Origin of the sequence: Hydrogenophilus thermoluteolus (assembly GCF_003574215.1) — a bacterium.
GTDB classification, from domain to species: Bacteria; Pseudomonadota; Gammaproteobacteria; order Burkholderiales; family Rhodocyclaceae; genus Hydrogenophilus; species Hydrogenophilus thermoluteolus.
The window spans coordinates 793,099-813,697 of sequence record NZ_AP018558.1; the positions used below are offsets into that span (position 1 = coordinate 793,099).

Consider the following 20,599-nt stretch of genomic DNA (forward strand, 5'->3'; position numbering starts at 1 on the left):
CCCCGAAGCGTGGGTTCGTCCACCCTATTGGGAAACGGCGTGCGCCGAACTCAGGGCGCGAGACCCCAAAATGGCCGAACTGATCGCGCAGTATGATGGGGAGCTGCTGGGGTCACATGGCGATCCCTTCGTGACACTTGCGCGCGCGATCGTCGGACAGCAGGTATCGGTGGTGGCAGCCGATCGGTTGTGGGAACGGTTTACCGCGGCGGTGGATGGCGTGGTGTCACCCGAACGGGTTTGGGCGGTCGAACCTGAAGTGTTGCGCGGCGCGGGCCTTTCGGCGCGAAAAGTGGAATACCTGCGTGATTTGGCGCGACACGCGCAGGAGGGTTCGCTCGACCCGGAACGCTGGGCGGAGATGTCTGACGAGGCGATCATCGGCGCACTTACTGCGGTGCGGGGCATCGGGCGGTGGACGGCAGAGATGTTTCTTATTTTTCATCTGCTGCGCCCCGACGTCTGGCCAGCGGACGACTTGGGGTTGCGTAAAGCGTTGGTTGCGCGTTATGGGCTGCCGGCAAAGCAGCCCCTTGCGGCATGGCGCAGCGCTGGGGAGCGTTTCCGCCCGTGGCGCACCGTTGCCACCTGGTATCTGTGGCGTAGCCTCGACCCGGTGGCGGTGGCTTATTGAACGACGCGCGCTTCTAAGGTGATTTTCCGGATCTCTGGCAGGCAAGAGCCGCACACGGTGCCGCATCCGAGTTCCGCTTGTAGCCGTTCGAGGTCGGCGCCAGCCGCAACGGCACTGCGTATGGCCGTTTCACTGACCATACGACAGTTGCAGACGATACGGCTGGATGTGAGGTCGGCAAGTGGCGGTTCCGCCAACGGAGCGAAGAGCCAGCGGTGGAATGTATCGGTTTGGGTCCCGTTCTTGATCGCTTCGCAGAGCCAATGTGCCGCCGCGGTTTCTCCGCTCAGCAGGATACCGGTCAGTTGCCGCTCAGCGATGCGCGCCCGTTTGAGGATGTGGTTGCTGCGGTCTTCGTATTGCAGAAGCTCCGGCCCGCTGAGTGCGAGGAGCGATGCCAACCGTTCCAGGAGCTCGTCTTCGGGAGGAGTGCTATGGGCGAGGGTGACGCGCAGGATCGGCCAGCGTCCTTCGTCGAGGGTCAACGCCGCGTAAGGGAATTCGGCCACCAGGGGGCACAACGCTGCTTGCCATTGCAGCAGGGGTTCGATCGGGTCATCTGGGTGATCGCTTCGGCGCAGGATGACGGTTCGCCACGGCAGGTGGCATTTTTCGACGCGCACCGCTGCGTGTTTCAGGTGGGGCTGTCTGGAGAGGGGATCGGTGGCGGCCAAAGTGAGCGCGTTGCTCCCTTCGCCCGCAAGTGAACGCCTGCCCCAGTGCATGGCAAGGAACAGGTGGCCGCTGCGGACTTCGTCTGCGGTGGCTACCGGCAGGATAAGTTCGCCGCGTCGGCTGCGCAGACGCAACAGATCCCCTTCACGCCAACCGCGCCGTTCGAGGTCGGTGCGGTTCATGCGCACAACCGGTTCAGGGTCGTGGCGGAAGAGTTGCGGAATGCGTCCTGTGCGGCTCATCCCGTGCCACTGGTCGCGCAACCGCCCGGTGATGAGCAGAAAAGGGTGGCGCGCGTCGATTGGCTCGGGGAGACGGCTGCGATCGAGCGTTTGGAATCTGGCTTTGCCGTCGGGATAGGAAAAACGGTGATCGGAGAAGGGGCGCGCTTGACTTTGACCGGAGGTAAAGGGCCACTGTTGCGGCCCAAGCTGGTCGAGCGTGGCGTAGGTGAGCGTTTCGATGGCGATGTCGGTGCCTGCAGTGGTTCGGGCGTAATCGAGAAAGATCGCTTCCTCGGTGGGGAAGAAGAAGAGGCGCTCGGCCCGTTCCGATATGCCGAGGGCTTTGCCGAGATGCCGGGCGAAAGCCTGGACGATCCACCAGTCGGGTTTGGCCTCACCAGGAGGGGGTACGGCGGCGCGCACGCGGCTGATTCGCCGTTCCGAGTTGGTCATCGTTCCCTCTTTTTCACCCCAGGTGGCAGCGGGGAGAAGAAGATCAGCAAACGGAGCGGTTTCGGTATCCTGCCAGGCGTCCTGGAGGACGACCCATTCGGCGCGGCGCAAGGCTTCGGTAGCGCGTTCCAGGTGGGGGAACGAATGGGCCGGGTTGGTGCAGGCGATCCAGATGGCCTTGATCGTGCCCTCGGCAAGAGCGTCGAAGATTTCGACCGCGGTTTTTCCTGGACGCTCGGGCAGGGAGGGGATGCCCCAGAGGTGAGCGAGTTCGCTTCGGTCTTTCTCCGAGTTGGGGTCGCGGTGGCCGGGGAGCAAGGTGGCCATGGTGCCGGTTTCGCGGCCGCCCATCGCGTTGGGCTGACCGGTGAGCGAGAAGGGCCCCATGCCCGGTCGCCCGATCTTACCGGTGGCCAAGTGCAGGTGGATGAGCGCCACACCGTTGCTGGTCCCGTGGATCGATTGGTTCAGTCCCTGGCACCAGAAGGAGAGGGGGGCCTGCGCGTTTCCGAAGCGTCGCGCCGCGTCGACGATGGTTTCTGGGCTGAGGCCGCAGATCGGCGAGACGGCGCCGGGGGTGAGCTCGGCGAGTTCACGGCGCAGGGCTTCGAACCCTTCGGTGTGCGTGGCGATGAACGCCTCGTCGATCAGCCGTTCCCAGACGAGCACGTGGAGCATCGCCGCGAAGAGAAACGTGTCGGTCCCCGGTTGGATCGCCAGGTGCAGGTCGGCGTATGCGGCGGTTTCACTGCGGCGCGGGTCGATGACGAGGATTTGGCGTTCAGGATGGCGGTTTTTGGCCACCTCGATCCGGCGAAAGAGGATGGGGTGGGTGATCGCGGCATTGCTGCCCGCAAGGAGGTATAGGTCAGCGAGATCGATGTCTTCATAGCAGCAGGGAACCGTGTCACTACCCAAGGTGGTCTTGTAGGCGGTAACAGCCGAGGACATGCAGAGGCGCGAGTTGGAGTCGATGTTGTTGGTGCCCACCAGCCCCCGCGCCAGTTTGTTGAAGAGATAGTAGTCTTCGGTGAGGAGTTGCCCGGAGACGTAGAAGGCAACCGCATCCGGGCCGTGGGTGGCGATGATCTGCGCGAAGCGTTCGGCGTTGAGGCGCAGCGCCGTGTCCCAGTCGGTGGGCTGGAACGCGGCGCCCCGCTTTGGGCGTATCAGAGGCCGCGTGGCCCTGCCGGTGCGTACGTGCGCTGCTGCAAGGGTTTGCCCTTTGATGCAAAGCTGTCCGCGGTTCACGGGATGGTCGGGATCGCCGCGGACGTTGAGAAGGTGGACACCGTCGGTTTCGATGACCACCCCGCAGCCGGTGCCGCAGTAGCAGCAGACGCTCTTCACTTCGGTGATTTTGCGCCGATTCGTTACAGCGCGATCCATACCCACTCCTCTTCGACTTTGGTGGGGTAGCGTGTTACGCATCCCTTGTCAGGAGAAACCGCTTCACCGGTGGTGAGGTCGATCCGCCAACCGTGCAACGGACAGGTGACTTCATGGCCGGCGACGATTCCCTGCGAGAGCGGACCACCCTTGTGGGGACAGCGGTCGGTGACCGCGAAGAGCTGGTCGTCCCGTGTGCGAAAGAGGGCGATTGCGCCTTTGGGGGTCTCGATCCGCATTGCCCCGAGGCGTGGGATCTGCTCGAGCGGACAAACTTTTTTCCAAAGGTTCATTCGGTCATCTCCATGATGGCGTATTCTCGGTCTTGGGTTGCAACGGCTTTCTGCCAGGGATCTTCCACGCCCTGGAGCGAGTAGAGGAGCCGTTCGTAAAGTGCCTGCCTTTTCTCAGGGTTGTCGACGATCTGCGCTTTGACGTAGTCGAGGCCGACGCGGGCCAAGTAGTGGCAGGTGCGTTCGAGGTAGAAACCCTCTTCACGATAGAGTTGTAAAAAGGCCCCCACGTATTCGATGACCTCTTCTTCACTATTGACCTTGCAGAGGAATTGAGCCACTTCGGTTTTGATCCCGCCGTTGCCGCCGATGTAGATTTCGAAACCGGAGTCGACACCGATGATGCCCACATCCTTGATTCCCGATTCGGCGCAGTTGCGCGGACATCCCGAGACGGCCAGTTTGACCTTGTGTGGCGACCACATGCCGAAGAGCGCTTTTTCCAGACGAATGCCGAGTCCCATCGATTTCTGCGTGCCAAAACGGCAATGTTCGGCTCCAACGCATGTCTTTACGGTGCGCAACGATTTGCCATAGGCGTGGCCGGAAACGAGTCCAGCCTTACCCAATTCGGCCCAGATCTTCGGCAGGTCGCTCTTCTTGACGCCAAGCAAGTCGATGCGCTGCCCGCCGGTGAGTTTGATCGTTGGGACTCGGAATTTTTCTGCCACATCGGCAATCGCTCGCAGCTCCGTCGGGTTGGTCAGACCGCCCCACATCCGGGGAACCACGCTGAAGGTGCCATCTTTCTGGATGTTGGCATGCGCCCGTTCGTTGATGAAGCGGGACTGGGGGTCGTCTTGCGCTTCGTGGGGCCAGGTGGAGATCAGATAGTAGTTGAGGGCGGGGCGACAAGTGGCGCAACCGTCTGGGGTGCGCCAACCGAGCGTCTCCATCACCTGCGGAATCGAGAGGAGCTTCTGCTCACGGATTGCTTGCCGAACTTCGGCATGGGTGAGCTCAGTGCAGTCGCAGATCGGTTTTTCGCGGGTATTGCTCGGCTGGTAAACGCTGCCGAGTACATTGGCCAGGATCTGTTCTACCAAGCCGGTGCAAGAACCGCAACTTGAGGAGGCTTTGGTGTGTTTGCGCACATCTTCCAAGGTGAAGAGGCCGTGTGCCTTGATTGCCGCGACGATCGCCCCTTTGGTGACGCCGTTACAGCCGCAGACCTCGGCGTCGTCGGGCATGGCTGCGGCGCGGTTTTCACCGCTGTGACCTGTATTTCCGAGGTGATGGGGGCCGAACATCAGTTGGTGGCGGATTTCTGTGATCTTCTGCCGGTCTTTGATGAGCTGGAAGTACCAAGCACCATCGACGGTGTCGCCGTAGAGAACAGCGCCGACCAAGTGGTCGCCTTCGATCACCAGTTTCTTGTAAACGCCAGCTGACGGGTCGGTGAAGGTGATGAAATCGCTCTGTGGCGAGCCCATGAAGTTGCCCGCCGAGAAGAGGTCGATGCCGGTGACCTTGAGTTTGGTCGAGGTGACAGAGCCGGTGTATCGGGCGATGCCGAACTCTGCGAGATGGTTGGCGCAGACCTTGGCTTGTTCGAAGAGGGGGGCTACCAGCCCGTAGGTGACGCCACGGTGTTCGACACACTCGCCAACTGCGTAGATCTTCGGGTCGTAGGTCTGGAGGGTGTCATTGACGACGATGCCGCGACGGCAGTAGAGACCGGCGCGCTGCGCCAGTTCGATGTTCGGCCGGATGCCTACGGCCATGACGACGAGGTCAGCTTCCACTCGGGAGCCGTCGGCGAACTCGACGCTATGCACCCGCCCATCGGGACCTGGGTGAAGCGCTCGAGTTTCGGTCTGAAGCATGAAACGCAACCCTTTTGCTTCCAGCGATTTTTGCAGCAGTTCCCCGGCATAGCGGTCGAGCTGGCGCTCGAGCAACCATGCTCCGATATGGACCACCGTTACCGTCATGCCGCGCAGCGCCAGTCCGTTGGCTGCTTCCAGGCCGAGAAGCCCCCCACCGATGACGACCGCATGGCGGTAGTTTCGGCTGGCTTCGATCATCGCTTCGGTGTCGGCGATGTCACGCCAGCAGATCACGCCGGGAAGGTCGTTTCCAGGAACCGGCAGGATGGCTGGTGACGATCCGGTGGCAAGGAGTAGGCGGTCGTATTCGGCGCTCGTGCCGTCTTCGGCGACGACCCGTTGGGCAATGCGGTCGATTTCGACGACTCGCTTCCCGAGGTGCAGTCGGATGCCATGGGTTTCGTACCAGTTGGGGTCGTTGAGGATCGTCTCGTCGAACAATGTCTCTCCAGCAAGAACCGACGAGAGGAGGATGCGGTTGTAGTTGGGGTGGGGTTCGGCGCCGAACACGGTAATGTCGTAGCGGTCCGGCGCCAATTTCAGCAACTCTTCCAGGGTTCGGCAGCCGGCCATGCCGTTGCCGACCACGACAAGACGTGGTTTTTTCATGCGAGGACTCCTTCTTCGAAACGGCGAGCCTGTTTGGCGTAGAGAAAGTCGAGGACCTGCGCGCGCAGGGCGGCGTAGGTGGGATCTTTGGAAAGTGTCAGACGGTTGCGCGGCCGCGGTAAGTTGATGGGGAGAATTTCGCCGATGGTCGCCTCAGGTCCATTGGTCATCATGACGATGCGGTCGGAGAGCAGAACCGCCTCGTCTACGTCGTGTGTGATCATGATCACAGTGTTTTTGAGCGTTTCCTGAATTTCCATCAGCGAATCCTGGAGGTGGGCGCGGGTAAGGGCGTCGAGTGCGCCGAACGGTTCGTCCATCAGCAAGACCTCCGGTTGCATGGCTAGTGCACGGGCGATACCCACCCGTTGCTTCATCCCTCCCGAGATCTCGGCCGGATACTTGTGGCGGGCGTGGTCCATATGGACGAGTTTCAAGTTGTGCTCGATCCACTCCTTTTTCCATGAGGAGGGTTTGTCGTGAAACACTTGGTCGACGGCCAGTTTGACGTTTTCATAGACGTTCAACCAGGGCAGGAGGGAGTGGTTCTGGAAGACCACAGCGCGTTCGGGACCGGGTTCGCGCACCTCCTTGTTGTTGAGCAGGACCACCCCTTCGGTGAGCTGATAGAGACCGGCGATGATGTTGAGCACGGTCGATTTGCCACAGCCCGAGTGGCCGATGAGCGAGAGGAACTCGCCCTTGGCGATCTTGAGGTTGATGTCGCGCAACGCCCGGAATGGGCCTTTCGACGTGGGAAATTCGATGCTGACTTGACAGAGTTCGAGGTGGGGGCGAGGGGAATTCATGCGTGCCGCTCCTTTTCAGCGCAGTGTGGCCGTTTTGTCCCAGGAGACCCACCGTTGGGCGAGCAGCATCAACCGGTCGAGGAGGAAACCGATGATGCCGATGGTGACCACAGCCACCATGATCCGAGCCAGAGATTGGGAACTTCCGTTCTGGAATTCGTCCCAGACGAATTTGCCGAGCCCCGGGTTCTGGGCGAGCATCTCCGCAGCGATGAGCACCATCCAGGCGATTCCGAGCGAGATGCGCAGCCCTGTGAACATGCTGGGGATGGTGCAAGGCAGGACGATCTTGCGCAGATGGGTCAGGGGGCTCAGACGCAACACGCGGCTGACGTTCTGCATGTCACGGGTGACGCTGCCGACACCGGCCGCGGTGTTGATGATGGTGGGCCAGAGGCTGCAGAGCATTACGACGAACATCGAGGTGAGGTACGCTTTGTCGAACAGGGGCGATTCGCTCTCATAGACGGCCGAGATCACGATGGTCACCAATGGCAGCCAGGCGAGCGGTGAGATCGGTTTCAACACCTGGATGATCGGGTTGATCGCCGAATAGGCGGTTTTGCTGATTCCGATGAGCAACCCGACCGGTATGGCGATCAGCGAACCCAGCAGGAAGCCGGAGGCGACGGTGATGAGGCTGCGCTGAATTTTGTCGAGATAGGTCGGCATTCCTCTGTATTCGCGCCAGACGATTTTGGCATTCGGGTTTTCCTGCAGCTTTTTCTCGTTGCGAATGCGCTGCTGCTCGTAAAACTTTTGTTCACGAACCTTTTCCTGCTGGTACTCTTCGATCAGGTTGGTGAACTGTTGCCAAGTTTCGATCGGGCCAGGAAATTTCCCTAGCGAGGTATCGATTTGGCTGGCAACGCCTTGCCAAACGGCCAGAAATAGAGTGAGGCCGATTAGCGGAGCGAGCAGGGAACGCAGGGGGGGCAAGCGAAATGGGACCATATCGTTCCTCATGTGTCTTTTCTCTTTTCAGGCGTTACGCCTTTTCGTTTCCTTTGAGCCCAATCGGCAACGAATCGATGTAGCGGTTGGGAAACCTTCCGTCGTACGGGATTCCATCGATGAATCCCCGCTGGACAGGGCGAAAACCGTCGCTTTTCCAGACTTCTTCCGGAAAATCGGATTCATTCATGATCCCTTCTGCAATCAGGGATTCGGCTGCAGCTTTGTATAAGTCTGGGCGATAGACCTTTTTCGCCGTTTCGAAATACCAGTCGTCCGGCCGTTGTTCCGGTATCTGGCCCCATCGCCGCATCTGAGTCAAATACCAAATGGCGTCGGAGTAGTAGGGGTACGGAGCGTTGTAACGGAAGAAGACGTTGAAGTCGTGGGCCGCTCTTCTGTCTCCCCGCTCGTATTCGAAGAATCCGGTCATCGAGTTGGCGATCACGTCGTAGTCGGCACCAACATAGTAGGGGCGGGAGAGGATCTTGACCGCTTCCGGTCGGTTCTTGTTGTTTTCCTGATCGAGCCAGTATTGGGCACGGATCAGTGCGCGTACGATGCGAATGGTGGTATTCGGGAATTTTTCGGCAAATTCGCGGCGAACACCGAAGACTTTTTCGGGATTGTTCTTCCAGATCTCATAGTCGGTGATGACGGCTACGCCGATGCCGCGCATCACCGCTTGCTGGTTCCACGGTTCTCCGACACAGTAGCCGTCGATCGTTCCTGCCTCCAGAGTGGCCGGCATTTGGGGCGGTGGGGTGACCGAGAGGTGGACTTGCGCTTGAATGGTACCGGCGGTGTCCCCCCGTTGTGGGGCATAGTATCCAGGATGGAGTCCTCCGGCCGCCAACCAGTAACGCAATTCGTAGTTGTGGGTGGAGACCGGAAAGACCATCCCCATCTTGAACAACTTTCCCGCTTTCCGGTATTGTTCGACGACCGGCTTGAGGTATTCGGCGCCTATCGGGTGCTTCGGCTTGCCGTTTTCTTTGGGGATCGATGGTTTCATCATCTCCCACACCGCATTGGAAACGGTAATCCCGTTTCCGTTGAGATCCAGCGAGATTGGCGTGATGATGTCTGCCTGGGTGCCATAGCCGATGGTTGCGGCAATGGGTTGTCCAGCCAGCATGTGGGCGCCATCCAGTTGGCCATCGATCACCCGATCGAGCAAAACTTTCCAGTTGGCCTGTGCCTCGAGCTCGACGTAGAGCCCTTCTTCTTCGAAATAGCCGAGCTCTTTGGCGATGGCTAAAGGCGCCATATCGGTAAGCTTGATGAAGCCGAATTTCAGATCCGCTTTTTCGGGTTCCCCCAGCTTTGCCGAGGCCTGTGCCGGTGTGCGCACGAGCCCAGCGGAAAGGCCAAAGAGCGTTGCAGCCACGGCGGCCCCTCTTTTCATGAAGGTTCTCCGGCCGATCAGAGTGGTCAATTTCCCGTCTTGCTTGCTGCGCATTTTTCGCTGCTCCTCTTCATGGGTTTTGACTGGTTCCAACCACCTTTACAGCAAATACCGTGCCATTTATTGAGGACGTTGAAAAATCGATTTTTTTCGAGATTCGGGCGAATATTGCACCGCAGCAGTGCGTGATTGCGATGATTTCGTGCACCGGGTCACCATTTTGTTGCAGGGCGATTGTTCGTTGCTTACTGGTGCAACATGGGGTGGGTCAAAATCAGTACCAGCAGACAAAAAAAGAGAATGAATGAGACGGTTTTCCAAAAGAGGAGCGGGTCGCGGTCGTGGAACGATCGGTTATGCAGGGGGACGAAGTCGGGATTGGGGTGGCGCAAATCGTGGATAAATTCGGAGAGGCTCTCGTACCGTTTTTCCGCTCGGGGGTGGACGGCTTTTCGAATCGCTGCGTCGACCCAGAAAGGGACGGCGGCGCCCCGCTCGCGCAGTGAACGGTAGCGCAATCCGTAAAGCTCCTCTTTGCTCACGATCTTGGCGGCGTCAGTGCCATAGGGAAGGTGGCCACCGCTCAACATTTGGTAAGCGATGACGCCGAGCGAGTAGAGGTCGGATCGTTTCGAGCCCCGTTCCCCAAGGCGGTACTCTGGGGCTAGGTAGGGAACGGCGCCGGGTGGGACAGATTCGTCCTTGGGTATCTCTTCAACCCAACCTGCGATCTGCGCCGAGCCGAAGTCGATCACTTTGACGTTACCGTTGGGTTCGATGAGGATGTTCTGAGGACGAAGGTCGCGGTGAATGATCTCTTGCCGGTGGAGCGCCCGAAGCCCTTTGGCGATCTGTTCGACGATCACACGGACCGTTTCGAGATCGGGTGTGGGGTTGTCTTTCATCCACTGGTCGAGTGTCTGTCCATCGATGTAGGTAAAAACCGAATAGAGTGCGGTGGGTAGGGTGGTGCGTTCGGCGGCCTTGACCAGGTGGGGGCTGTCGATACGGCGAGCGATCCACTCTTCCATCAGGAAGCGTTCGAGGTAGTCGAGGTTGTGGGCGAATTCGGTTGCTGGCGCCTTGATGACGACTCGAGCGTCACTCCCGTCCTGCTGTGCGAGGTATAGGTGGCTGCGGGGGCCACGGTTTAGCTCGCGGATGATGCGGTAACCATCGAGCTCGCTCTGAGGGCGAAGCTCTCCTGGCAGTGGCAGACGAGCCGCCTCCTCGCTCAGCTCATCCTGCTCGGGGGGAGGAAGTTGCTCGATGCGTATGATTTGGATGGTGAGGTTATCGTCGCTGCCGCGATCGAGCGCTGCTGCAACGATCCGTTTTGCAGCCAGGTCGAGGTCGTTTGGGTTTTCCCGGATGAGCCGGGCGATTTCGGCGTCGGGAAGGTGCTCGTAGACGCCGTCGGTCATCAGGATCAGGATGGCACCCACCTCTACGGTGTAGCGCTGATAGTCCATCTCCAGTTGTTCGCGCATCCCGAGGGCACGAGTGAGGTAGCTCTTCTCTCCTTCCCAGACGCGATGTGCTTCGCTAAGGTGGACCAACTGGTCGCCGACGAGGTGGCAGATCCGCGTGTCGCCGATGTGAAACAGGTGCGCGGAGCGCGATTTGAGTACGATCGCGCTGAAGGTGCAGACGTATCCCTGGTCGAGGTCGAAGCGGCCTGGCCGATGGCGCGACTGGGCGTACAGCCAGGAATTGGTGGCCGCCATGACCCGACGCATGGCGTTTTTCACTGACCAAGCTTCCGAAGTGTCGTAATAGTCTGTGAGAAGACTTTTTACCGCCGTTTCTGCCGCGATATGGCTCACCGCACTACTGCTGATGCCATCGGCGATGGCCGCGGCGATCCCTTTCGTCCGGAGAAGATGGCGAGGGGGGCAAAGGTAACCGTGGAAATCTTGGTTGACCGCTTTGCGCCCCTTGTCCGAATACTGCCCGACACTGACCTGCAACATGTTCGCGTTCCGCCAAGGGGCCTCGTCCCCAGGTAGGGGGGCGAGGCGTGAGGAACTCAGAGGCTTGCCTTCAGCGTCTCTGCGTGCCGAGGGAGGGAGCTGCTGGGTTCGCGATCGCTTTTGCCAGCGTTCCGGCCATTCTTGAGCAGTCGCTCTGGGCTGGTCCGAACGTGGGTGTAGTAGAGCGGAAGTCCGACGAGGAGAAATCCGCCCACGAGGTTGCCCAGCGCGGTTGGGATTTCGTTCCAGATGAAATAGTCGGCAAGGGTGAAGCCGCCCCCCATGATCATAGAGAAGGGGAAGAGGAACATGTTGACGATCGAATGTTCGAATCCCATGTAGAAGAAGAGCATGATCGGCATCCACATCGCGGCCATCTTGCCGGTGGCGGAGGTCGAGATCATCGCGCCGACTACGCCCATGGAGACCATCCAGTTACATAGCATGCCCCGGATGAAGATGGTGAACCATCCTTCGATGCCATGTGCCTTGTAACCGAGCGTCCGCCCTTCGCCGATATGCCCCACTTTCTCGGCAATCACCCCACCATCGGTGGAGTAACCATAGGTGAGGATGAAGGACATCAGGAAGGCAACGAAGAGCGCACCGGCGAAATTGCCGATGAAGACCAGTCCCCAGTTGCGGAGTACTTCAGAAACGGTGACTCCAGGACGCTTGTCGAGCAGCGCAAGCGGCACCAGCGTGAACACCCCAGTGAGGAGGTCGAACTTCATCAGGTAGAGCATGATGAAGCCGACCGGAAAGAGGATCGCACCGAGTAACGGCGATCCCGTGTTGACAGTGACGGTGATCGCAAATATCGCGGCCAGCCCGAGGATGGCACCCGCCATGAAGGCGCGGATGAGCGTATCCTTGGTGGACATGTACACCTTGGATTCGCCCTGATCGACCATCTTGGTGACGAATTCGCTGGGTTCGAGATACGACATGGTGAAACCTCCTTCAATCCTTGTGAAACTGTGTCATTTCGGTGCGTACCCGTGGGCGGTTGGCCGACCTTAGGCCAAGTCTGCCCGAGTGTTTTTCAGCAAAATTGATGCCTAAGATGTATGTTATTGAAATAAAACAACAAAAAAATCGCGAGGTTGCGCTTTATAGGGGGGCGTTGTTGAAGTTTGGTGCACTGCACCAAAATCGTGCATGAAAGAAGCGCGGACGCGCACCTGAAAGTGGCCTGCTGGAGTCCGTTTATGGCTCCGGCAGGTCGCTTCGGTTGGCAACGATGAGAATCGAAAAGGGGCTGCGCCCAAAGCGCGTCCCCCTTTGCCGGGCGAAGGGGGGCGGTTGGCTTATTCCGGTGGATGAGGGAGGGAAGCGGTCGCCGTCAGCGCCCGTTTTGCGACTGCTTCGCTGCGTGATCGAGCCGTTTCGCCTCTGCCTCGCTGATGAATTCGAAGACGCGCACCACCCGCTTCACCCCCGAGGTGGTGCGAGCGACATAGGTGGCGGCGTCGCCTTCCCGACGCGTCACGAGCCCCATCAGGTAGACGACCCCCCCTTCGGTGACCACCTTGACGAGGTGGGCGGGGACATCACGGTTGCCGACCAACCGCGCTTTGACTTGCGTGGTGAGCGATGCGTCGTTGGCGCGTGACGCCAGAGACGACGGCGCAGCGATGATCAGTTCATTGACGACGGCGCGGACGTTTTCGGTTTGTTTGGCGAGCGTTTCCGCGCGTTGTTTGGCCGCTTCGTCGGGGACTTCGCCCGTCAGCAGCACGATGCGGTTGTAGGAGGTGACATTGACATGGGCGCGATCGCCGAGCGCTTTTTGGATTGCGCTACTGATCTTCCATTCCAGTTGTTCGTCTTCGACGACCGCGCCGGCAGTTCGCCGGTCCGCGGCAACCGCTGCGGTTGCCGCGACACCGGTGGCAATGGCAGGGAAGCAGCCCGACAACGTGGGGGTGAGCACCGCCAACCCCAGGGTGAGCAACAGGGTCGTTTTTTTCATACCAGTTCTCCAAACAAGAGTTGTTCCCAGGTTTCGGTCAGGGCGTTGAGCAGGAAAAGGAGCAGTTCGTCCTGCTGTGCGGGGGGAAGTTCCGGCAGCGCCACAGGAACGTCGCCACCGCGCAGTTGCGACCAGATGTGTTCGTCCGGGTCATGGCCGATCACGATCAAGGGAGATCCCGCTTCGAGTGCGGTGCGCATCGCGGCGCGTATGGTTTCGCTGGGTTCATGACCGAGCAGGATCATGACGCAGTCGCCCGGTTGCGCCAAAACGTCCAGCGGCTGTCCGTGCGGCGGCGTTGTAGCGGCGGGCAGGTGAACCGCGGCAAAAGGGGGGCGCTCGCGTTCGAGTCCGTACCAAAGCCGTTCGGTGAAATGGGCAGCAAGGTAGTGGGTCCCTGGGCCGCTCACGATCCACAGTCGGTGGCCGCTCAAGACCGTTTGCGCCAGAATTTCCGCTGCGGCAGCAAGCGGGGGCGCCAAGGCGTCGACGGTCTCCCGGTAGAGGCTTTGCTGAAACGCAAAGCGGTCGCTTAGGGCTTCGATCAGATCCATACGGCGCAGTTTACCAGGGGGAAGGGGCAAATGCGTTGGGGATCCACTCAGGCGTCTCAAGGGTCCCGGTAAATGCCAAAAGGTCGCAACGCATCGCGCGATGGGCATGCTGACGCCCTTCACGGCCGTTTAGCCAGTAGCGAATCGCGGCGGTCAGGCGTTGCTGCTTGGTAGGGGTGACGCTCTCTACTGCCGAGCCATAACGGGCGGAGCGGCGATGGCGGACTTCGATGAAAACCAGTGTTGCCCCATCCAGGGCAATGATGTCGATCTCGCCGCGTCGGCACCGGACGTTGCGGGCAATGACCGTCCAGCCGCGGTCATAGCACCATTGCGCCGCTCGGTTTTCGAAATGGGCGCCGGTGGTGCGGGAATCCGAAGAGAGGCGGGTGGCAGATGTGCGAGAATCGGACAATGGCATATGGGGAGGTGAAGATGCAAGCGGATTGGCGTGCGTTGGCGGAGGAGGCCTCATGGCGGTTGCCGACGGCTGCATTGTACGTAGTCGCAACCCCGCTTGGCAACCGGTTCGACCTCTCTGTGCGCGCATTGGCGGTGCTTTCGGGGGTGGCCGGGATTGCGGCAGAAGATACGCGCGTCACGGCGCGGTTGTTGGAAAGTTGGGGGATTCGCACGCCGCTTGTCGCGCTCCACGCCCACAACGAGCGCAGCGCCGCAGAGGTGTTGTGTGCGCGTCTCGCAGCTGGCGAGCACTGGGCGTTGGTGAGTGACGCGGGGACCCCTGCCGTTTCCGATCCCGGTGTCAAAGTGGTCGCCATGGTGCGCGAGCAGGGGTTCCCGGTGGTGGCGATCCCTGGGCCGAGCGCAGTGACCGCGGCGATTTCGATTTCGGGATGGGGAGAGTCGGGTTTTGCTTTTCGGGGTTTTTTGCCGGCAAAAGCGGCGCAACGCCGTGCAGCGATCCGCGAAGCAGCCGCAGGGGATTTGCCTACGGTCTGGTTCGAAACGCCACACCGGATCGACGAAGCGCTGGCCGATTTCGCTGCCACGCTGGGGACGAATCATCCCGTGTTCGTCGCGCGGGAGATGACGAAGCGTTTCGAAGAGAGTTTTCGCGGAACCGTAACCGAGGCCCAAGCGTGGCTGGCGGCACGGCGTGAGCGCAAGCATGGTGAATTCGTTTTGGTCGTTCCACCGGCGAACGACGACTCCGAACGTACGGCAAGGGCAAAGGCCTGGTGCGAACGGTTCATCGCAGCGGGGGTGGCTCGTTCGGAAGCGGTTCGCTGGGCTGCGGAGCTTTTCCAGATTTCCAAGAACCGGTTGTATGATTGGGTGGTTGCGCACGAAAGGATTCGCGATGACAGTTGAGCGGTTTGCTTTGCCCCGGCCTGACGATTGGCATTTGCATGTTCGCGACGGCGCAGCGCTTGCCGCGGTGGTGCCCCATACCGCGGCGGTTTTTGGTCGCGCGCTGATCATGCCCAATTTGAAACCCCCCGTGACCACGGTTGCCGCTGCGCTTGCCTATCGTGAGCGGATCCTTTCCGTGGTTCGTGCCCTATCCGGAGCGGCAGCGCGCTTCGAGCCGATCATGACGCTCTATTTGACCGAAACGACAACAGTGACCGAAATCGACCGCGCAGCAGCAACGCAGGGGCGCGTTCGCGCCGTGAAGCTCTATCCGGCTGGGGCAACGACCAATGCCGAGAGCGGCGTTCGGTGCATCGAGCGGGTCTATCCCGTTCTGGAACGGATGGAAGCGCGCGGGATCGTGCTCTGCGTGCATGGTGAAGTCACCGATCCGGAAATCGACCTGTTCGATCGTGAAGCAGTTTTCATCGAACGGGTGCTGGATCCGATCGTGCGCCGTTTCCCGGGGCTCAAAGTGGTGCTCGAACATATCACGACGGCCGATGCGGTGGCGTTCGTCGAAGCGGCGCCAGAAAACGTTGCCGCGACGATCACTGCGCACCACCTGCTTTATAACCGCAACGCGATTTTCCAAGGCGGGATACGTCCCCACTACTACTGCTTGCCGGTGCTCAAGCGGGAGCAGCATCGGCAGGCGCTCGTTCGAGCGGCTACGAGTGGCAACCCCAAATTCTTTTTGGGTACCGATTCGGCACCCCATGCGCGCAGTACGAAAGAGGCCGTCTGTGGGTGCGCAGGCTGTTACACGGCGTACGCCGCGTTGCCGCTGTACGCACAAGCGTTTGCGTCCGTCGGGGCGCTCGATCGGTTACCCGATTTCGCGGCACGCTTCGGCGCCGCATTCTACGGTTTCCCGCAGGCAACCGAGCAGGTGACGTTGGTGCGATGCCCCTGGACGGTACCGCAAACGTTTCCCTATCTTCCCGACGATCCTTTGGTGCCGCTCTGTGCAGGCGAAGCGCTCGAATGGCAGGTGGAGGTGAGTGATGGTGAGGAAAGCGAATGATCTGCGCGTGCGGTTGCTGACACCTTTCCTTCTGGGGGCAGCGGCGCTCGTTCTGACCGGTTGCGAGAATTCGGCGACGGCGTACCAGATCGAAGGGCGCGAGCACGCGTTGATCTTGGTGCGCGAGCAGCGGCTGCCGTTCGCGGCGATCGAACAGTTCGTTGTGGTGAGTCGTTTGCCGGTCTGTCAGCGCCGTTGGCGCATCCAAGAGGATGGCACGCCGATGACGCCGATGCGGGTCTATCACGCCGGTGATCTCCTTTGGGCGCTCGAGCAAAAGGGCCGTTGGTATTTGGCGACGACAGAAGATTGCAAGGTACAGCGTTGGCCAAACCCCAATCCGCAATCGTTGGGGCCGTTGGTGGGAACGTTTCAAGAAAAAGACGGTCAAGTGGTCTTTGTCGCGGCACAGTAAGCCCTTATAATACTTTCGGAAGTCCGCCAAGGCAGTCGCCGCCGTCGCAAGGACGGGGGAGGAAAGTCCGGGCTCCACAGAGCAGGATGCCGGTTAACGGCCGGGCGCCGTGAGGCGACGGAAAGTGCCACAGAGAACAGACCGCCGATGGCCCGTTTCTACGGGATCAGGCAAGGGTGAAACGGTGGGGTAAGAGCCCACCGCGGTCCGGGTAACCGGACCGGCACGGTAAACCCCATCCGGAGCAAGGCCGAATAGGGAAGCAACGGCGTGGCTCGCGCCGCTTCCGGGTTGGCCGCTCGAGCCTGGCGGTGACGTCAGGCCTAGAGGAATGACTGCCCCAGGCGGTGTTGCCGCCTGCGACAGAACCCGGCTTACTGGCGGGCTTCCACTCTCGCTTTTTTGTCTCTCCTTCCTCTTCAGTTGTACGCATGTGATTCCGCCCCGATTCGGCTAACCGGGGCGCGCACATGGTTCGTCGAATCTTTTTCGCTGGTGTGGATAGCGCCCCGCTGTTTCGTGCAGCGGGGTTTTTCGTTTGGTTGGTAGGATTTGTAAATTTGTTCAGTAGTTTTATGTGGGAACAAGTGGTAAAAAGTGGGGTAAAAGGGGTTTGGGTGGAGCAAGATGTTTCAAGGCGCGGTGGCGCTCACGCTGGATGCGAAAGGGCGGATGACGGTCCCGCAGCGGCACCGCGAACTGCTCTGTCCAGACGGGGCACCACTGGTGCTGACCGCGCATCCCCACCGCTGTGTCGTGCTCTATCCGCAATCCGTTTGGCAGCCGATCCGCGACGAGATCGTTCGCATGCCTGGGCTCGATCCGCGTGCCGCAGCGTTGAAGCGGCTCTTGGTCGGGTTTGCCGAAGAGCAGACGCTCGATGGCGCGGGTCGGGTGTTGTTGGCGCCATCGTTGCGGCAATGGGCCGAGTTGGAAAAGAACGTGTGGTTGGTGGGGCAAGGGAGTCATCTCGAGCTCTGGTCTGAAACCGGCTGGGCGAAACAGCAAGAGGCGATGCGGTCGATCTCCTTTGCCGACCTGCCCGAACCGTTCCAAGGGTTGGCTTTATGAACGTGCAGGGAGCGCACCAACCCGTAATGCTCGGCGAAGCCCTGGAAGCGCTGGCGGTGCGTCCGGACGGGTGTTATCTCGACGCCACCTTTGGCCGAGGGGGGCACAGCCGCGCCATCTTGGCGCGCTTGGGGGCGAATGGACGCGTGGTGGCGCTGGATCGCGATCCTGAAGCAGTGGCCGCAGGCATCGCATTGGCGAAAGTGGACCCTCGGTTTTCGATTGCCCACCGCCCCTTTTCGGAGCTGGGGCAGGCGCTGGATGCGTGGGGCCTTGCCGCGGTCGATGGGGTGCTGTTCGATTTTGGCGTTTCGTCGCCACAACTCGATACCCCGGAGCGGGGAATGAGTTTTCGTTTGGACGCTCCGCTCGACATGCGCATGGATCCGACGCGGGGTGAGCCGGTTCGGGTGTGGTTGGCGACAGCGGAACGCGACGCGATCAAGGAGGTGATCAAACAGTATGGCGAAGAGCGGTTTGCTCATGCGATTGCAAAGGCGATTGTCGCCGCGCGCACCAGAGCGCCCATTGTTTCCACGCGGCAGTTGGCCGAGATCGTGGCAAAAGCGGTCCCGCGCCGTGAGCCGGGGCAACACCCAGCGACGCGCACCTTCCAAGCGCTTCGGATTTTTGTGAACCGCGAACTGGAAGAGATCGAACGCGCACTGCCGCAAGCGGTCGCGCGGTTAGCCCCACGGGGGCGTCTCGTGGCGATCAGCTTTCACTCGCTCGAGGATCGGATCGTCAAACGGTTCATGCGCGCGCAGTGCGAACCGCCGCCGCTTCCGCCAGGTGTGGCGATTCGTGAGGACGAACGGCCCGAGCCCGCGATGCGCTGGGTGGTCAAACGCCTTTCACCGGCTGAAGCGGAATGTGCACAAAACCCGCGCGCGCGGTCGGCAGTGCTGCGGGCAGTGGAGAAGCGATGAGCGCAGGCTGGTGGGACGGCGTGTTGCTGGGGGCGGCGATCGGTTCGGCGATCGCGGTGGTCACCATGCACCACGAAGTACGGGGTTTGGTCCGGGCGGTCGAAGCAGAAAAAGCGACGACGGCACGGATCGAAAGTGAGTGGCGGCGTTTAGAGGTGGCGCGTGCAGCCGCAGAACGGCCGGAGCGGCTGAAAGCGGTCGCGGCGCAAATGGGGTTGGCGCCCCCTGCCGTGGCACGTATCCGGCGCTGGGAGGAGCAGAAACCATGACACACGATTTGGCGGTTGGAACGTTTCGTTTGGCGGTACCGTTGCCCCGCTTGGTTTTCGTTCTGAGCCTTTTCGGGTTGTGCGTCGCATTGGTGGTCGGGCGCGCCGGGTGGTTGGTCGCGGCCGAGCGTCAGTTTCTGCAAGCGCAAGCAGAGCAACGCTATGAGCGGGTGGTCACGGTACCAGCAGCGCGCGGCCGCTTGCTCGATCGCAATGGGACGATCCTGGCGCAATCGGTCGAAACCCATTCGATCTGGGTCGATCCCCAGTTGTGGCAAGCCGCTTCGTCCGAGCAGGTCGAAGCGCTTGCTCGACTGTTGGGAACGACACCCGATGCGATCGAAGCGCAGATCGCCCGGGGCGGAAGCCGTTTCGCCTATTTGAAACGGCATCTCGATCGTCGAACCGCTGAGGCCGTATTGGCGCTCAAAATCCCCGGTGTTTCGGCGCTTCAGGAGCCAAAGCGCGTCTACCCTTACCGCGAGCTCGTCGCGACCGTCGTTGGTATCACCGATATCGACGGAAACGGACTGGAAGGGTTGGAACGCGGTTTTGACAACCGGTTGCAGGGGCATCCTGGCAAGAAGGTGTTGGTGCAGGATCGCCAAGGGCGACCGGTTCGCGAGGGGGAATGGCTGGTGCCGGTTCAGTCCGGGGAAGATCTCATTCTCTCCCTCGACCTCCGCATTCAGGCAGCGGCGTTGAACGCGGTGAAAGACACCGTGACGCAATTTCAAGCAAAGGGCGGCGCGGCAGTGGTGCTCGACGCCAAGAGCGGTGAAGTGTTGGCGATGGCCAACTGGCCCACGTTCGATCCGGAAGCTAGGACGGAACTCGATTGGAACTTGGTGCGGAACCGCGCGATCACCGACAGTTACGAGCCGGGATCGGTGGTCAAGCCGATTCTCGTCGCGCTCGGGTTGGAGCAGAACGTGGTTCGTCCGGAGACACCGATCGACGTGCGTGGTGGGGTGATCAAAGTCTCCGGTTTTTCGATTCGCGACGCCCACGCAAGCGACAGGGTGTTGACCGTCTCGGAAGTGATCCAAAAATCGTCGAACGTCGGCGTGGTCAAAATCGCGCAGAAACTGGACCCCCAAGCGCTGTGGCAACACTATCGGCGCTTTGGTTTCGGCGAACGGCCTAAAATTCCCTTGAAGGGGGCAACGGCAGGTCACTTGTTCCCACCGCAGCACTTGAAACCGATCGAAGTGGCGACGATGGCCTTCGGTCATGGGATGTCGGCGTCGCTCCTGCAGGTGGCAGGCGCCTACCAGGCATTGGCGAACGATGGGTGTCGCTTGCCGATCACCTTCGTTCGGTTAGAATCACTCCCTTCGTGTTCGCAACACCAGCGCGTCGTCTCGGCACGTACGGCACGCACCGTGCGTGCGATGCTGGAGAAGGTGACGGACGTGGGGGGAACGGGAACGCGCGCGCAGGTTGCCGGCTATACGACTGCGGGGAAAACGGGGACGGCGCGTAAAGTGGAAAATGGGCAGTATGTGCAGAAGTATGTCGCGTCGTTCGTCGGTTATGCGCCAGCGACCGACCCGCGAATCGTCGTCGCGGTGATGATCGATGAGCCAAACGTGCAGAAAGGGTATTACGGAGGGACCGTTGCCGCACCCGCTTTTGCTGAGATCGTTCGCCAAGCGCTCCCCGCATTGGGTGTTTTGCCCGACCAACCCGTACAGGTGGTGGCCGAGTCGCGTGCTCCACGTGGGTGATTCTG

The 20,599-nt window shown here is 60.7% G+C and carries 19 protein-coding genes and 1 other RNA gene; 9 read left to right on the forward strand and 11 right to left on the reverse strand.

The annotated features are described in order from the left end of the window. Positions 1-70 precede the first annotated feature (70 nt). Positions 71-634 carry a DNA-3-methyladenine glycosylase family protein gene (locus HPTL_RS03875; RefSeq protein WP_119336063.1) on the forward strand — a complete coding sequence of 188 codons (564 nt, stop codon included), beginning with the start codon at positions 71-73 and terminating at the stop codon, positions 632-634. On the opposite strand, the gene HPTL_RS03880 is transcribed toward HPTL_RS03875, so the two are convergent. The 11 genes from HPTL_RS03880 to HPTL_RS03930 all read right to left on the reverse strand — a co-directional run bounded on the left by HPTL_RS03880 (position 628) and on the right by HPTL_RS03930 (position 14,200). Then, complete coding sequence (locus HPTL_RS03880; protein ID WP_119334798.1) at positions 628-3,375, reverse strand: nitrate reductase; 2,748 nt, start codon at positions 3,373-3,375, stop codon at positions 628-630. The genes HPTL_RS03875 and HPTL_RS03880 overlap by 7 nt on opposite strands. Then, positions 3,360-3,668 (reverse strand): nitrite reductase small subunit NirD, encoded by a 309-nt coding sequence (gene nirD, locus HPTL_RS03885; RefSeq protein ID WP_119334799.1) that lies wholly within the window; start codon positions 3,666-3,668, stop codon positions 3,360-3,362. Before nirD ends, HPTL_RS03880 begins: the two co-directional genes overlap by 16 nt. After that, on the reverse strand, positions 3,665-6,106 hold the full coding sequence (gene nirB, locus HPTL_RS03890) for a nitrite reductase large subunit NirB (RefSeq protein WP_119334800.1): 2,442 nt from the start codon (positions 6,104-6,106) through the stop codon (positions 3,665-3,667). Before nirB ends, nirD begins: the two co-directional genes overlap by 4 nt. After that, on the reverse strand, positions 6,103-6,915 hold the full coding sequence (locus HPTL_RS03895) for an ABC transporter ATP-binding protein (protein WP_119334801.1): 813 nt from the start codon (positions 6,913-6,915) through the stop codon (positions 6,103-6,105). The genes nirB and HPTL_RS03895 overlap by 4 nt, the downstream gene beginning before the upstream one ends. A gap of 15 nt (positions 6,916-6,930) precedes the next feature. After that, on the reverse strand, positions 6,931-7,869 hold the full coding sequence (locus HPTL_RS03900) for an ABC transporter permease (RefSeq protein ID WP_197713771.1): 939 nt from the start codon (positions 7,867-7,869) through the stop codon (positions 6,931-6,933). A gap of 34 nt (positions 7,870-7,903) precedes the next feature. Continuing rightward, positions 7,904-9,277 (reverse strand): CmpA/NrtA family ABC transporter substrate-binding protein, encoded by a 1,374-nt coding sequence (locus HPTL_RS03905; protein WP_119336064.1) that lies wholly within the window; start codon positions 9,275-9,277, stop codon positions 7,904-7,906. 245 nt (positions 9,278-9,522) lie between these two features. Continuing rightward, a complete protein-coding gene (locus tag HPTL_RS03910) occupies positions 9,523-11,250 on the reverse strand; it encodes a bifunctional protein-serine/threonine kinase/phosphatase (RefSeq protein ID WP_119334803.1) in 1,728 nt (575 codons plus the stop codon). Between the two features lie 56 nt (positions 11,251-11,306). After that, positions 11,307-12,200, reverse strand: coding sequence for a formate/nitrite transporter family protein (locus HPTL_RS03915; RefSeq protein ID WP_119334804.1), 894 nt, complete (start codon positions 12,198-12,200; stop codon positions 11,307-11,309). Between the two features lie 395 nt (positions 12,201-12,595). Next, a complete protein-coding gene (locus HPTL_RS03920) occupies positions 12,596-13,225 on the reverse strand; it encodes a BON domain-containing protein (protein ID WP_119334805.1) in 630 nt (209 codons plus the stop codon). After that, a complete protein-coding gene (locus HPTL_RS03925) occupies positions 13,222-13,779 on the reverse strand; it encodes a phosphoheptose isomerase family protein (RefSeq protein WP_119334806.1) in 558 nt (185 codons plus the stop codon). The genes HPTL_RS03920 and HPTL_RS03925 overlap by 4 nt, the downstream gene beginning before the upstream one ends. A 10-nt stretch (positions 13,780-13,789) precedes the next feature. Beyond that, positions 13,790-14,200, reverse strand: a complete 411-nt coding sequence (locus HPTL_RS03930) for a YraN family protein (protein WP_170141263.1) — start codon at positions 14,198-14,200, stop codon at positions 13,790-13,792. A gap of 14 nt (positions 14,201-14,214) precedes the next feature. On the opposite strand from HPTL_RS03930, the gene rsmI reads away from it, so the two are divergent. The 8 genes from rsmI (at position 14,215) to HPTL_RS03970 (ending at position 20,594) form a co-directional block, all read left to right on the forward strand. Further along, complete coding sequence (gene rsmI / locus HPTL_RS03935) at positions 14,215-15,111, forward strand: 16S rRNA (cytidine(1402)-2'-O)-methyltransferase (RefSeq protein WP_119336066.1); 897 nt, start codon at positions 14,215-14,217, stop codon at positions 15,109-15,111. After that, on the forward strand, positions 15,101-16,180 hold the full coding sequence (pyrC, locus tag HPTL_RS03940; RefSeq protein WP_119334807.1) for a dihydroorotase: 1,080 nt from the start codon (positions 15,101-15,103) through the stop codon (positions 16,178-16,180). Before rsmI ends, pyrC begins: the two co-directional genes overlap by 11 nt. After that, positions 16,161-16,595, forward strand: coding sequence for a hypothetical protein (locus tag HPTL_RS03945; protein ID WP_197713772.1), 435 nt, complete (start codon positions 16,161-16,163; stop codon positions 16,593-16,595). The genes pyrC and HPTL_RS03945 overlap by 20 nt, the downstream gene beginning before the upstream one ends. Before the next feature lie 18 nt (positions 16,596-16,613). After that, positions 16,614-16,988, forward strand: an RNA gene (rnpB, locus tag HPTL_RS03950) — RNase P RNA component class A. A gap of 234 nt (positions 16,989-17,222) precedes the next feature. After that, positions 17,223-17,666 carry a division/cell wall cluster transcriptional repressor MraZ gene (gene mraZ, locus HPTL_RS03955; protein WP_119334808.1) on the forward strand — a complete coding sequence of 148 codons (444 nt, stop codon included), beginning with the start codon at positions 17,223-17,225 and terminating at the stop codon, positions 17,664-17,666. Next, positions 17,663-18,595, forward strand: coding sequence for a 16S rRNA (cytosine(1402)-N(4))-methyltransferase RsmH (gene rsmH, locus HPTL_RS03960; protein WP_119334809.1), 933 nt, complete (start codon positions 17,663-17,665; stop codon positions 18,593-18,595). Before mraZ ends, rsmH begins: the two co-directional genes overlap by 4 nt. Next, positions 18,592-18,864: a cell division protein FtsL gene (gene ftsL / locus HPTL_RS03965; RefSeq protein WP_170141264.1), complete on the forward strand. Its 273-nt coding sequence runs from the start codon at positions 18,592-18,594 to the stop codon at positions 18,862-18,864. Before rsmH ends, ftsL begins: the two co-directional genes overlap by 4 nt. Continuing rightward, complete coding sequence (locus HPTL_RS03970; RefSeq protein WP_119334811.1) at positions 18,861-20,594, forward strand: peptidoglycan D,D-transpeptidase FtsI family protein; 1,734 nt, start codon at positions 18,861-18,863, stop codon at positions 20,592-20,594. Before ftsL ends, HPTL_RS03970 begins: the two co-directional genes overlap by 4 nt. The last annotated feature ends 5 nt before the right edge of the window (positions 20,595-20,599 follow it).